This is a genomic window from candidate division TA06 bacterium (assembly GCA_004376575.1).
Lineage (GTDB): Bacteria > Hydrothermota > DG-26 > E44-bin18 > E44-bin18 > E44-bin18.
In genome coordinates this window covers 1-13930 of record SOJN01000083.1, presented here as the reverse complement: position 1 = coordinate 13930, position 13930 = coordinate 1, and the positions used below count along the sequence as shown (strand labels likewise).

Genomic DNA, 13930 nt, shown 5'->3' with positions numbered 1-13930 from the left:
GACAGGTTCTGAGAAGAAAGAGATAGGTCCTGAAAAGAAAGAGACAGGCTCTGAGAAGAAAGAGATGGATTCTGAGAAGACAGAGACAGGTTCTGAGGAGAAAGGGACAGGTTCTGAGAAGAAAGAGATAGGTCCTGAAAAGAAAGAGACAGGCTCTGAGGTGACAGAGACAAGCTCTGAAAACTTGAGTTGGTTCATAGTACACACCCTCAGTGGATCTGAAAAGAAGGTGAAGAGGTTGCTCGCTGAAGAGATAAAGTCTTCCAGCCTTTCGGATAAATTTGGGCAGATACTGATTCCCACTGAGAATGTCTCCAGGATAAGGGGCGGCAAGAGGCACATCGTTGAAAGACAGCTTTATCCCGGCTACATACTGATCGAGATGGAAATGGAGGAGGAAACACTGAGACTGGTCAGCACCACTCCCGGCGTGATGGGTTTTCTAGGCACCAAACTGAAGCCGCAGGCCCTGAAGGATGGGGAGGTCAAACGCGTTCTTACGGCAGTTGAGACTGAAAGGGGGACAGTCTCCTCGGAGATACCGTTCAAGCGGGGAGAGGCTGTTAAAGTGGCAGGAGGCCCGTTCACCGACTTCACAGGAGTGGTCGAGGATCTCTATCCCTCGAGGGGTAAGTTGAAGGTGATGGTAACCATATTCGGCAGGGCTACACCTGTTGAACTCGATTTCACACAGGTGAAGCCAATATGACAGAGGTGAAGGATGGCTGCTAAAACTGTACTGCAAGTGGTAAAGCTACACATACCGGCAGGACAGGCAACGCCTGCGCCACCTGTGGGGCCTGCACTGAGCCAGCACGGTGTGAGCGCTGTGGAGTTCTGCAAGCAGTTCAATGCCAAGACCCAGGGGAAAGAGGGGCTTATCATACCGGCCGTGGTCACAATCTATAAAGACAGATCTTTTACTTTTATACTGAAATCTCCACCGGCCGCTATTCTACTAAAGAGAGCGGCCGGTTTGGCAAAGGCATCTGGCGAGCCCAACAAGCTGAAGGTGGCGATGGTTCCGAAGAAGATATTAAGAGAGATAGCTGAAAAGAAGATGAAGGATCTCAATGCCGCAAGCATTGAGGCTGCAATGAGCATGATAGCCGGTACAGCCAGGAGTATGGGCATAAGGATTGAGGAAGATGAAACCGTCTAAGCGTTACAAGGAATTGGCGGGCAAGGTCGACTCCAGCAGGTTCTATGCTCTGAGGGACGCTGTGGCGCTGGTTAAGGAGACTTCCAAAGCCAAGTTTGATGAGACCATAGAAATGAATGTCCAACTGGGCGTGGACCCCAAGCGGTCCGACCAGATGGTGAGAGGAACGGTTGAGTTGCCGCATGGAAGAGGGAAGAAGGTCAGAATCCTCGTACTTACCAAGGGAGAGAAAGAGAAGGAGGCACAGGAGGCAGGAGCCGACTACGTTGGATCGGATGAGTACATGGAGAAGATAAAGTCTGGTTGGTTTGATTTTGATGCTGTGGTGGCAACTCCTGACATAATGAGTTCAGTTGCCAAGCTCGGCAAGATTTTGGGACCAAGAGGCCTGATGCCCAATCCGAAGGTAGGTTCGGTAACTTTCGAAGTGGGTAAGGCTGTTCGAGCCATACAGAAGGGGAAGGTTGAGTTCAGGCTGGACAAGAGCGCGAATCTTCACGTTCCGATAGGCAAAGCCTCATTTGATGCTGAAAAGCTTTATGAGAACGGCCTTGAATTCTTGAAGGAAGCCATACGATTGAGGCCGGCGACCGCAAAGGGTACCTATATAAGGTCCATTTCAATATGTTCCACAATGGGGCCCGGGATACATGTCGATCTCAAGGATGTCCAACTTGCGGCAAGTCGCTAAGCCAGACTGAAACACGAAAATCGAAAATAGAATCTAGAACGAGAAGAAAATGGCAAGAGTTGAGAAAGAAAGGACTGTAGAAGAACTGACTGAGATGTTCAAGAAAGCCCAGGCGGTGGTTCTTAGCGACTTCACGGGGTTGAACGTGGAGGAGATGGCAGAGCTGCGGAGGCGCTGTCGCGATAGCTCGGTCGTATACAGGGTGGCGAAGAACACTCTCGCACGGTTTGCCGCATCCAAGGCTGATCTGGAGCCGCTCCTGCCCTATCTTACTGGTCCGAACGGCTTCACTTTTGGCTATGACGATCCCGCGGTTCCGGCCAAGGTCATCAACGACTTCGCCAAAGAGTCTGGGAAGCTCACGATAAAGGGGGGTGTCTTCCAGGGAGAGGTTATCGGCCCAGATCAGGTGAAGAGAATCGCCACTCTTCCCGGCAAAGATGTTCTGCTTTCGCAGCTTCTCATGCAGGTGGGGGCGCCGATTTCCAGATTTGCAGAAGTCCTGAGGTCTGTGTTGAGGGAGTTTCTATATGTTCTTACACAGATAGGCGAGGTGAAAGGCGCAGAACAGCGTGAGGGTGAGGCTGAGAAAAAGCCAGAAGAAAAAAAGAGTGAGGAGTTGGAGCAAGGGAAAGAGCAACCTTAAACCAGGAGAAGAGATAGTGGTGGCAAAAGAGACAACAATAGCAAAGAAGGCAGGGAATAGAGAGAAGGTGATGGAGCTTGTTGAAAAGATGACTGTGCTCGAACTGGCCGACCTTGTAAAAGACCTGGAAGAGAAATTCGGAGTGACTGCACAGGCTCCGGTCCTACAGGCTGCGGTTGCTCCAGCTGGGGCAGCAGAGGCGCAGCTGAAAGAGGAACAGACTGAGTTTACGATAGTTCTCACCTCATTTGGGGATAAGAAGCTCCAGGTGATAAAGGAGGTGCGTGCGCTTACCAATCTCGGTCTGAAGGAAGCCAAGGACCTAGTGGACAATGCTCCAAAGCCTATCAAAGAAAAGGTTTCCAAAGAAGAGGCTGAGTCGATCAAGAAAAGGCTGATCGACGTCGGGGCCACCGTGGAACTAGAATAACCGACAGGCGAAAATAGAAAATGGAAAATCGAAAATAGAGACCTAATCCTTCGGATGTCGCATTAGCGAGTTCGTAGAGCCAAGTAGGTAGGTGGAAAGATGAAGGACGATCTCACAGTAAGTTTTTCGAAAATAGGGTCTGCGCTTGACCTGCCTGACCTTCTAGAGGTTCAGCTTGAGTCATTTGCCCGGTTCCTCCAGGCTAGTGTCCCGCCTGAGAAGAGAAAGAAGGAAGGGCTTCAGGCAGTGCTCTCGGAAATCTTCCCCATAGAGGACATACACGGAAGGTTCACTCTCGAGTTCATGAATTACAGGCTGGGCAGACCCAAGTATTCAGACGAAGAAGCTGAGAGAAAGGGTGTCACGTACGCCAGGCCTCTTGTGGCCACCTTCAGGCTTATCACCAAGGATAAGGAGGATGAGAGGGCTAGAGACATAATCGAGCAGGAGGTTTTTCTTGGAGACCTTCCCCTCATGACATCGAGAGGGACATTCATTGTTAATGGGGTAGAGCGGGTGGTTGTCAGCCAGCTCCACCGCTCTCCGGGCGCATACTTCACGGAGGCACTTCATCCTAGCGGTAAGATGTTATATGCTGCTCAACTTCTCCCGTACAGAGGATCGTGGATGGAATTCAGCACAGACGCGAACGATATCCTTCTGGTGAGCCTGGACAAGAAGAGGAGGTTTCCTGCGACCATTCTTCTGAGGGCCATCGGATTTTCTTCGACCTCCAGCATCGTTGGCCTCTTCTGTGGTAAGGAGACGCTCGCTGTCGACTCCAAGAAGAGTCCCCAGAAGTCCAAACTGGTAGGAAGAATAATTTCGACAGACGTGGTGAACACTAGAACCGGAGAGGTGATCTGCGAAGCACTGAGCGAGATCAAGCCCGAGCTGATAGAGCTTCTTCAAGAGAAGAAGGTGAAAAAGATAGACGTGATAACTGAAGAAGACGAGACTGATATCTCGATCCTGCGTTCTACCCTGGCCAAAGATTCGACGAGATCAGAGAAGGAGGCGTTGGAGAAGATACATTTCCTCTTGAGAGGTAGCCTGCCAGCCAGCTATGAGGCTGCCAGGGCATTCTTTGATAGAATGTTCTTTACACCTCGGCGATATGAACTGAAGACTGTGGGCAGGCACAAGATAAACTCTAAACTGGGTCTCAAGGTGGCTTCGAACGTGACCACGCTCACCCGGGAAGACATTGTGGGGGCCATCAAGTACATGCTTGGTCTACGGAAAGGTGAAGGATCTCTTGATGACATAGATCATCTGGGCAACAGGAGGGTGAGAAGAGTGGGTGAGCTCCTGGAAAACCAGATGAATGTTGCGTTTTCAAGAATGGCTCGAGCAATAAGAGAGCGGATGGTTCTGAGGGATACGTCTTCCTTAACTCCTCAAGAGCTGATAAATGCAAGATTGATAGCCGGCATAGTCATGAGTTTCTTTGCATCGAGTCAGCTTTCTCAGTTCATGGAACAGACCAACCCCATGACTGAACTGACTCACAAAAGGAGGCTCTCTGCGCTGGGGCCCGGCGGCCTGACGAGGGAGACCGCAGGATTTGAAGTGAGAGACGTCCATCATTCTCATTATGGAAGGATCTGTCCAATAGAAACTCCTGAAGGCGCCAACATTGGTCTGATCTCCTCGCTTTGTACCTACTCTAGGATCAATGAGCTTGGGTTCATCGAAACTCCTTACAGAAGAGTGGAAGGAGGGCATGTAACAAGAAAGATAGAGTATCTGTCCGCCGATGATGAGGAAGAATATGCCGTTGCCCAAGCCAACACTCCTCTTGACAGCAAGGGGAAAATGATTTCGAACCGCATCCTTAGCAGGAAAAGAGATGCCTATCCTGTATTGAAACCTGAAGAAGTCGACTACATGGATGTTTCTCCAAAGCAGTTAGTGAGTGCTGCTGCCGCTCTTATACCATTTCTTGAACACGACGATGCGAACAGGGCTCTAATGGGTTCCAACATGCAGCGCCAGGCCGTGCCACTGATTCTGTCTGAGAATCCTGTTGTTGGGACTGGGCTAGAGAAAAGGATTGCCATTGACTCGCGGGCGGTCGTAGTAGCCGAGAGGTCTGGTATTGTGGAGAGGGTCGCATCGGATGAGATAGTCATAAGGCCAAAGGAAAAGGGCGCTGGCATTCTCGAGGAGTACAGCCTGGACAGATACAGGTTGACCAAGTTCAAAAGGACGAATCAAGACACGTGCGTGAATCAGAGGCCCCTGGTTAGAGAGGGGCAGCAGGTGAAAGCAGGAGACATCATCGCAGATGGCCCTGCCACAAAGGATGGGAAGCTTGCTTTGGGGATGAACGTTCTGGTTGCCTTTATGCCGTGGGGCGGCTACAACTTCGAGGACGCCGTGGTGATCAGTGAACGGCTGTTGAAGGATGACAAGTTCACATCCATTCATATAGAAGAGTTTGAGTGCGAGGTGCGTGAGACAAAGCTTGGACCAGAGGAGATAACCAGGGAGATACCCAACGTTGGCGAAGAGGCTTTGAGGAACCTTGATGAGGACGGAATAGTCAGAGTTGGTGCAGAAGTCGGTTCTGAAGACATTCTGGTAGGCAAGGTCTCGCCCAAAGGCGAAACAGAGCTTACTCCAGAAGAGAAGCTTCTCAGGGCCATCTTCGGTGAAAAGGCGTCTGACGTCAGGGATACCTCGTTGAGGGTTCCACCCGGCGTTACCGGCGTTGTCGTAGATGTGAGGGTCTTCTCCCGCAAGGGAAATACCAACATAGACAAGAAGAAGGAACAGAGGAAGATTGAAGAGGTCAGGAAGGACGCAGACAAGCAGAAGAGGGGGATTGAAAAACTGAAAAGAGAGAAACTGTGCTCTCTACTTCTAGGGAAACAGTGTAACGAAAGCGTGAGAGACAGAACTGGTACTGTGGTAATCAGGAAGGGAACCACCTTTTCGGAGAAGAATTTGTCCGAGGTGGAGATCTGCAAACTGAATATCCCCTACGAAGTGGTGAAAGAGAAGCCCATAGCATCCAAGATTGATCAGGTGATGAGTGTCGCAGAGGAAATCTTGCACCAGATAGACGAAGACAAGAACAACGAGATAGACAAGGCAAAGAGAGGCGATGAGCTCCCGCAGGGAGTCCTTAAGAAGGTGGAAGTGTTTGTCGCTCAGAGGAGGAGGCTTTCCGTCGGTGATAAGATGGCTGGGAGACACGGCAACAAAGGGGTAATAGCAAAGATAGTACCGGACGAGGACATGCCGTACATGGAGGACGGGACTCCGGTGGAGATTGTACTCAATCCTCTGGGTGTGCCCTCAAGAATGAACGTGGGTCAGATTCTTGAGACGCATCTCGGTTGGGCTGCCAAGGCACTTGGCTTAACGTATGTTACTCCGGTGTTTGAAGGGGCTACTGTGGAAGAAATAAAGCAGGAATTGGCAAAGGCAAAGCTGCCCGCCAATGGGAAGGCTAGATTGATCGACGGCAGGTCTGGTAAGCCCTTCGCTGAGGATATTGTGGTGGGATTCATATACATGATGAAGCTTTCGCACATGGTGGACGATAAGATCCACGCCCGTTCGACCGGGCCTTATTCACTGATAACCCAGCAGCCTCTGGGAGGTAAGGCGCAGCTTGGGGGACAGAGATTTGGTGAGATGGAAGTTTGGGCTTTGGAGGCATATGGTGCTGCCCACACTCTACAGGAGATACTTACCGTCAAATCGGATGATGTGGTCGGCAGAAGCAAACTTTATGAGTCGATCGTCAAGGGTGAAAATCCCCCGGAGCCTGGTCTACCAGCTTCCTTCAATGTGCTCATTAAGGAACTGAATGGACTTTGTCTTGATGTCTTGCTCGAGCGGCAGGAGTAGCTCGGGAAGGAGGACGCTGTGATTAGAGACGTGGGAGAAAAAGTTGTAAGACCCACGGATTTTGACGCCATTCAGATAAGACTGGCCTCTGACGAGATCATACGGTCCTGGTCGTACGGTGAAGTTGCCAAGCCGGAGACGATCAACTACCGCACGCAAAAGCCAGAGAAGGACGGTCTCTTCTGCGAGAGGATTTTTGGACCTGTAAAAGACTACGAATGCAACTGCGGTAAGTACAAGCATATCAGGTATAAGGGTGTAATCTGTGACAGGTGTGGAGTGGAAGTCACTCTTTCCAAGGTGAGAAGAGAGAGGATGGGCCACATAGAACTGTCTGTGCCCGTGGCCCACATCTGGTTCTACAAAGCTGTCCCCAGTCGCATAGGGCTCCTGGCGGACATGACCATTGGGAAGCTGCAGAGGGTGCTCTACTATGAGTCCTATATTGTTACTGACCCCGGGGACGCTCCTGTGAAAAAGGGAACTCTGTTGAGTGAGGACGAGTACGCAGAGCTTCTGGAGCAATTCGGCGAAAGGATGACCGCCAGGATCGGAGCTGAGGCGATAAAAGACCTGCTGGCCGACCTTGATCTTGACGAACTCTCGGCAAACCTGAGAGCACATATGAAGGTTGAGACCTCGGTTGAGAGGAGAAGGAAGCTCTTGCAACGTCTTGGGACAGTTGAGGCCTTCAGACATTCCGGCAACAGACCTGAGTGGATGATATTGAAGGTGTTGCCTGTCATTCCTCCAGACCTCAGACCCTTGGTTCCACTTGAGGGCGGAAGATATGCCACCTCAGATCTGAACGACCTTTATAGAAGAGTAATAACCAGAAACAACCGTCTCAAGAATCTCGTTTCTATCAAAGCTCCAGAGATAATACTGAGAAACGAAAAGAGAATGCTGCAGGAGGCGGTAGATGCGCTGCTGGACAACAGCAGAAGGGCCAGAGCGATAAAGGGCAGAGGGAACAGGCCGCTAAAATCCCTGTCTGATTCGCTGAAGGGAAAGCAAGGAAGATTCAGGCAGAATCTCTTGGGCAAAAGGGTCGACTACTCCGGCAGATCCGTGATCGTGGTCGGTCCAGAGCTGAAGCTCCACCAGTGCGGTATTCCAAAAACCGTGGCCCTGGAGCTGTTTAAACCATTCATAATCAAGAAACTGGAGGATAGAGGTCATGCCCAGTCAGTAAAAGGCGCCAAGAGGCTTCTGGAAAAAGAATCCCCCGAGGTTTGGGAGATACTGGAAGAGATAGTGAAAGACCATCCAGTGCTTTTGAACAGAGCGCCGACCCTGCACAGATTGGGCATACAGGCATTCGAGCCTGTTCTGGTTGAGGGGAAGGCGATAAGAATACATCCCCTTGTCTGCCATGCGTTCAACGCAGACTTCGACGGAGACCAGATGGCGGTTCATGTTCCACTCTCTTTCGAAGCACAGATAGAGTGTTTTGTGCTCATGCTTTCTACAAACAACATCCTTTCACCAGCCAACGGGAGGCCCCTGGCAGCCCCGAGGCAGGATATCGTCCTTGGTTTCTACTATCTCACAAAGGAGAGGCCCGGAGAGAAGCTCAGAGAAAGTGTGTTCGTCTCTCCCGACGAAGTCAGGCATGCAATGGAGGCTGGGGTGATCAGCCTGCACTCAAAGATAAGGATAAAATGGGATGGTGAAATAATTGAGACCACGGCCGGTAGGGTCTTTTTCAATGAAATTCTCCCTGAAGGCGTGGCATTCATAAACGATCTTCTTGATGAGGGAAAGCTCTCTGATCTTGTATCACAGGTTTTCAAGAAACTAGGGCCTCATGAGACTGCCATCTTCCTGGACAGATTGAAGGACTTGGGGTTCCACTATGCTACGCTTTCGGGTTTGACTATCGGAATTGATGACATGATTGTTCCTGCAGAAAAGAAGGATATTATCAAGGAAGCCCAGGAAGAGGTGTCACGCATTCAGGCTGACCATTCGAAGGGGAGGATAACCGACGGTGAGAGATACAATCGGATCATTGACACATGGACAAGAGCTACGACCAGTGTTGGTGATGCGACTCTAAAAGCATTGAAAACGGACAGGGAGGGTTTCAATCCAATCTTCATGATGGCCGACTCCGGTGCGAGGGGTTCAGCTCAACAGGTGAGGCAGATCGCTGGCATGAGAGGCCTGATGACGAGACCTCAGAAGAAGATTACCGGGCAGGTGGGAGAGATCATAGAATCCCCAATCACCTCAAACTTCAGAGAGGGCCTGACGGTTCTGGAATATTTCATCTCGACTCACGGTGCGAGAAAAGGTCTGACAGATACCGCTCTGAAAACGGCCGAGGCGGGATACCTGACCAGGAGGTTGGTGGATGTTGCGCAGGATGTGATAATTACTGAGGAGGACTGTGGAACAATCCTGGGTCTGGAGACAAGAGCCATAAAAGAGGGCGAGGAAGTGATAGAAGCCCTTAAGGACAGGATTGTGGGAAGGTTTGCACTTGAAGACATCATAAACCCCATAACAGATGATGTAATCGTCAACGCAGGCGACGGGATTGGAGAGGCCCAGGCGAAAGAGGTAGAGGAGTGCAGCATCGAAAAAGTGAAGATACGCTCCGTTCTTACGTGCGAGGCAAAGAGAGGGCTGTGTAGAAAGTGCTATGGTCGAAACCTGGCCACAGGCGATGTGGTTGAGCTCGGTGAGGCTGTGGGAGTCATGGCTGCACAGTCGATAGGAGAGCCGGGGACCCAGCTCACACTTAAGACTTTTCACATCGGCGGCACAGCAGTCAGGATAGCTGAGCAGTCGAAAATATCTGCGAAGGCGGAAGGGAAAGTGAAGCTGGAAAACACGAAACTTACAAGAGGAGCCGACGGAAAACTAATTAGCCTCTCAAGAGGTGGGATTCTCACTGTTACGATGCCAAAGGGAAAACAGAAGTATAAGATTCCATACGGGGCAAGACTTGAAATAGAAGACCGTCAAGATGTGAAGAAAGGTGATACACTCTTTGAATGGGACCCCTACAGCTTGGTCATACTTTCTGAGGCCAAGGGTAAGGTGGAATTCGAAGACATCGTCGAAGGGGTTACTCTAAGAGAGGAATTGGATGAGAGGACTGGAAGAAGACAGCCGGTCATTATCGAGCAGAAGGAGAAGACTCTTCAGCCAAAGATAAATGTGGTCAGTCCAAAGGGCAGGAAGACGGCCAGTTCAGATGCGCCCACAGGTGCCTACATTCTTGTGAAGCAAGGGCAGAGTGTCGTTCCTGGCGATATTCTTGCCAAGATACCAAGAGAGGTGACTAAGACGAGGGACATCACCGGTGGTCTTCCCAGAGTTGCTGAACTCTTTGAGGCGAGGAAACCGAAGAATCAGGCGACGGTCACAGAAATAGACGGAATCGTCTCCTTTGGAGAGCCCAAGAGGGGTTACAGAACGATAGTGGTTACGAGTGATAGTGGAGACGAGAAGGAGTATGCTGTTCCTTTTGGGAAGCATCTCCGAATTCATCAGGGTGAGAGGGTCACTGCCGGAGACAAACTGAGTGAAGGACCAATCAATCCTCACGACATTCTGAGCATAAAGGGCGCCACTGCCGTTCAGGAGTATCTGGTCAATGAGATACAGGAGGTGTACAGGCTTCAGGGCGTCAGTATCGACGACAAACACATTGGCGTAATTGTTAGACAGATGCTCCAGAAGGTGAGGATAGAAGATCCAGGCGATACAATATTCATTGAAGGCGAGACACTCGATAAGGTTCAGGTTAAGAATGAGAATGGGAGAGTTATGAAAGACGGTAGTAAGCCGGCTACCTTCAGACCTCTTCTTCTGGGAATAACCAAGGCCGCACTGACGACCGAGAGTTTCATATCGGCGGCGTCTTTCCAGGAGACAACCAAGGTGCTGACCGACGCTGCCATCCATGGAAAGAGAGATAGTCTTCTGGGGCTGAAGGAAAATGTGATCATGGGGAGCCTGATCCCTGCAGGAACGGGCATGAAAGAGTATAGGGATCTGAAAGTGGTGGCCCCTGAGGTGGAAGAAGAGACAAAGGCTGCAGGATAGATGAGGAGAAAGATATGCCCACGATTAACCAGTTAGTTCGAAAAGGAAGAAAGAAGATAACGAAAAGGACGAAGGTCCCTGCTCTGATGGGATCACCGCAGAGAAGGGGTGTGTGTACAAGGGTCTATGCTACCACTCCGAAGAAGCCAAACTCCGCCCTGCGAAAGGTGGCTCGGGTTAGACTGACCAATGGTTTCGAGGTTACCTGTTATATACCTGGCGAAGGTCATAATCTTCAAGAGCATTCAATCGTCCTGATAAGGGGGGGAAGGGTAAAGGACCTGCCTGGAGTAAGATACCACATTATCAGGGGGGTTCTTGACACCAGCGGGGTTGACGAGAGGAGGAAGAGCAGGTCGCTTTATGGAGCCAAAAGGCCCAAACGGACCAAAATCGCTGGAGAGACTAAGTAAGGGGAGCAAATGCCCAGAAGAAGAAGGCCAGAAAAGAAGAAGAGGGCGGGAGATTCGAAATATGGGAGTGTGTTGGTCACCAGATTTATCAATAACATACTGAAGAAGGGGAAGAAAGGGGTGGCGGAGAAGATTTTCTACGGAGCCCTGGATTTGATCGCTGAGAAGACAAAACAGGACGGCATGGTGGTCTTTGAGAAAGCAATAGGCAACGTGAAGCCCGTCCTTGAGGTCAAACCAAGAAGGGTTGGCGGTGCTACGTACCAGGTTCCCATTGAGGTGAGGCCTGATAGGAGGACAGCGCTGGCAATTAGATGGATACTTCATGCTGCTAGAGTGCGGTCAGAGCACACGATGCGTGAAAAGCTGGCAGGAGAATTGATTGCTGCATCAAATCGCGAGGGTACAGCGGTGAAAAAGAGGGAAGATACTCACAGAATGGCAGAAGCCAACAAGGCTTTTGCCCACTTCAGGTGGTAGATAAAGGTATAATGAGAACTGGTTATGGAAGAACAAGACATTATCAATATTCGAAACATAGGCATACTCGCTCACATAGATGCCGGCAAGACGACTACCACCGAGAGGATATTATACTACACGGGGAAGGTGCACAGAATTGGGGAGGTGGACGAAGGAACTGCCACCATGGATTGGATGCGGCAGGAGAAAGAGCGGGGAATAACCATAACCTCCGCGGCCACTACCTGTTACTGGAATGGACGAAGAATTAATATCATAGATACACCGGGCCATGTCGATTTCACGGCCGAGGTTGAACGTTCTCTGAGAATTTTAGACGGAGCTATCTGCATCTTCTGCGGAGTCGGGGGTGTGGAAGCGCAGTCCGAGACGGTGTGGAGACAGGCCTCAAGGTATGAGGTTCCCATCATCTCATTCGTCAACAAGATGGACAGAATTGGTGCCGATTTCTTTGCCACCGTCGAGATGATGGGAGAAAGGTTGGACCGTACGCCGGTGCCAATCCAGATCCCTCTGGGAGTCGAGGATACCTTCCGCGGCATGATCGATCTGGTAAAGATGAAGGCCTACGTGTGGCAAGAAGAGGGTGAGGGGATGGGATTTGAGGAGTTAGACATTCCGCAAGAGTATGAATCTGAAGCGCGAAAGATGAGAGATGCGATGCTTGAGGCTGCAAGCGAATTCGACGATGAATTGACAGAGAAGTATCTCAAGGGAGTCTCTGTTCCGCCGGAAGATGTGCACAGAGCGCTGAGAGTTGGTACCTTGAAGGCTCAGGTTTCTCCTGTCCTTTGTGGTGCGGTTCTCAGGAATAAGGGAGTACAGATGCTATTAGACGCTACAGTACGGTACCTCCCTTCACCTGTTGATCTTCCTCCGATCTGCGGAATCAACCCGCGTACCAATGAGGAAGAAGAAAGACATGCAAACGGCAAAGAGCCTTTCTCCGCACTTGTGTTCAAGGTTCAGTCCGACCCATTCGTGGGCAAGCTCAGTTTCATCAGGGTATATTCTGGAAAGCTTCGGGTGGGGAAGAGGTTCTTGAATACAACCAATTCCAGAAAGGAACGTGCCTCCAAGTTGTTGCTCATGCATGCGAACAAGAAGACGGAGCTTATGGAGATTCATGCCGGCGACATAACAGCTTTGGTGGGGCTCAAGTGGAGTGGTACCGGCGACACAATTTGCAGTGAAGATAAGCCTATCCTTTTTGAGAAGCCTATCTTCCCGGAGCCGGTGGTATCGATTGCCATAGAACCGAAGACGTCAAAAGACCAGGAAAGAATGAATGAAGTCCTGAACAGGCTGTCAGATGAGGATCCCACGTTTGTGGTGAGTGAGGAGGCCGAAACGGGGCAAACCCTGATCTCGGGAATGGGGGAACTCCATCTGGAGGTTCTTGTTGACAGAATGGTTCGAGAATTCTCGGTCAACGTCAATGTGGGTAAGCCAAAGGTCGCATACAAGGAGACATTGGGAAGCTTGTCAAAGGGAGAGGGGAGATTTGAGAAGCAGACTGGAAGCGGTGGCCAGTTCGCTGAGGTGACCCTGGAAGCCAGACCAGGCAGCAGAGGCTCCGGTTTCGTTTTCGAGAACAAATGTTCGCCTGAGGTTATTCCAGCAGGGTTCGTTCCGATCATACGGTCTGGTATCGAAGAGTCGCTAAGAACTGGCATTCTTGCAGGGTATGAGATGGTGGACATTGAAGTCGATCTGACGGGAGGGAGGTTCGATGAGCATGCTTCAACTGAGATTGCCTTCAAAGCAGCGGCCTCCATGGCAGTGAGAGACGCTCTCGAGAAAGGGGCGCCAACACTCCTTGAGCCGATAATGAGGCTTGAAGTGACGACATCCGAAAAGTATCTTGGCGAGATCATGGCTGACCTGAACGGGAGAAGGGGGAAGGTTCAGGAAGTATTTGACAGAAAGGCGGGCCAGGTGATCAGGGCGGAGGTTCCTATTGCCGAGATGTTCGGTTATGCGAGTTCCTTGAGATCTTTGACTCAGGGGAGGGCGAGCTTCACGATGGAATTTGGAAGCTATGAAGCCGTTCCAGGCAACATGCTGGATAAATTGGTGGTGAGTTTGAGGGGGTTTTGATAGGTCCTATAGGACCTATAGGATATATTCTTAGTCCGAGGAGGACAGTATGGCCAAGGCCAAGTTTGAGAGGACGAAG

10 protein-coding genes are annotated in these 13930 nt (G+C 50.7%); all 10 read left to right on the top strand.

Translation table 11 applies throughout. From position 1 onward, the window contains the following. Positions 1-64: 64 nt before the first annotated feature. The 10 genes from nusG (at position 65) to fusA (ending at position 13851) form a co-directional block, all read left to right on the top strand. Positions 65-709 (top strand): transcription termination/antitermination factor NusG, encoded by a 645-nt coding sequence (gene nusG, locus E3J62_07580; protein TET45446.1) that lies wholly within the window; start codon positions 65-67, stop codon positions 707-709. A 12-nt stretch (positions 710-721) separates the two neighbouring features. After that, entirely contained in the window at positions 722-1162 is a 441-nt protein-coding gene (gene rplK, locus E3J62_07575) for a 50S ribosomal protein L11 (protein TET45444.1), read from the top strand. Beyond that, entirely contained in the window at positions 1149-1853 is a 705-nt protein-coding gene (locus tag E3J62_07570) for a 50S ribosomal protein L1 (GenBank protein ID TET45443.1), read from the top strand. The genes rplK and E3J62_07570 overlap by 14 nt, the downstream gene beginning before the upstream one ends. Positions 1854-1902: 49 nt before the next feature. After that, positions 1903-2499: a 50S ribosomal protein L10 gene (locus tag E3J62_07565; protein ID TET45442.1), complete on the top strand. Its 597-nt coding sequence runs from the start codon at positions 1903-1905 to the stop codon at positions 2497-2499. A 70-nt stretch (positions 2500-2569) separates the two neighbouring features. Beyond that, on the top strand, positions 2570-2929 hold the full coding sequence (locus E3J62_07560) for a 50S ribosomal protein L7/L12 (GenBank protein ID TET45445.1): 360 nt from the start codon (positions 2570-2572) through the stop codon (positions 2927-2929). 99 nt (positions 2930-3028) lie between these two features. Further along, positions 3029-6793, top strand: coding sequence for a DNA-directed RNA polymerase subunit beta (gene rpoB, locus E3J62_07555; GenBank protein ID TET45441.1), 3765 nt, complete (start codon positions 3029-3031; stop codon positions 6791-6793). 18 nt (positions 6794-6811) lie between these two features. Further along, positions 6812-10855, top strand: a complete 4044-nt coding sequence (gene rpoC, locus E3J62_07550; protein ID TET45440.1) for a DNA-directed RNA polymerase subunit beta' — start codon at positions 6812-6814, stop codon at positions 10853-10855. A gap of 14 nt (positions 10856-10869) precedes the next feature. Next, on the top strand, positions 10870-11268 hold the full coding sequence (locus E3J62_07545; GenBank protein ID TET45439.1) for a 30S ribosomal protein S12: 399 nt from the start codon (positions 10870-10872) through the stop codon (positions 11266-11268). A 9-nt stretch (positions 11269-11277) separates the two neighbouring features. Next, the gene (gene rpsG / locus E3J62_07540; GenBank protein TET45438.1) at positions 11278-11748 is read left to right on the top strand and encodes a 30S ribosomal protein S7; all 471 of its coding nucleotides are present in this window, start codon (positions 11278-11280) and stop codon (positions 11746-11748) included. A 24-nt stretch (positions 11749-11772) separates the two neighbouring features. Further along, positions 11773-13851 carry an elongation factor G gene (fusA, locus tag E3J62_07535; GenBank protein TET45437.1) on the top strand — a complete coding sequence of 693 codons (2079 nt, stop codon included), beginning with the start codon at positions 11773-11775 and terminating at the stop codon, positions 13849-13851. The last annotated feature ends 79 nt before the right edge of the window (positions 13852-13930 follow it).

Excerpts from the sequence above, each read along its gene's own strand:
- nusG (TET45446.1), top strand. The coding sequence starts at position 65 with ATGGATTCTGAGAAGACAGAGACAGGTTCTGAGGAGAAAGGGACAGGT.
- rplK (TET45444.1), top strand. The coding sequence starts at position 722 with ATGGCTGCTAAAACTGTACTGCAAGTGGTAAAGCTACACATACCGGCA.
- E3J62_07570 (TET45443.1), top strand. The coding sequence starts at position 1,149 with ATGAAACCGTCTAAGCGTTACAAGGAATTGGCGGGCAAGGTCGACTCC.
- E3J62_07565 (TET45442.1), top strand. The coding sequence starts at position 1,903 with ATGGCAAGAGTTGAGAAAGAAAGGACTGTAGAAGAACTGACTGAGATG.
- E3J62_07560 (TET45445.1), top strand. The coding sequence starts at position 2,570 with ATGGAGCTTGTTGAAAAGATGACTGTGCTCGAACTGGCCGACCTTGTA.
- rpoB (TET45441.1), top strand. The coding sequence starts at position 3,029 with ATGAAGGACGATCTCACAGTAAGTTTTTCGAAAATAGGGTCTGCGCTT.
- E3J62_07545 (TET45439.1), top strand. The coding sequence starts at position 10,870 with ATGCCCACGATTAACCAGTTAGTTCGAAAAGGAAGAAAGAAGATAACG.
- rpsG (TET45438.1), top strand. The coding sequence starts at position 11,278 with ATGCCCAGAAGAAGAAGGCCAGAAAAGAAGAAGAGGGCGGGAGATTCG.
- fusA (TET45437.1), top strand. The coding sequence starts at position 11,773 with ATGGAAGAACAAGACATTATCAATATTCGAAACATAGGCATACTCGCT.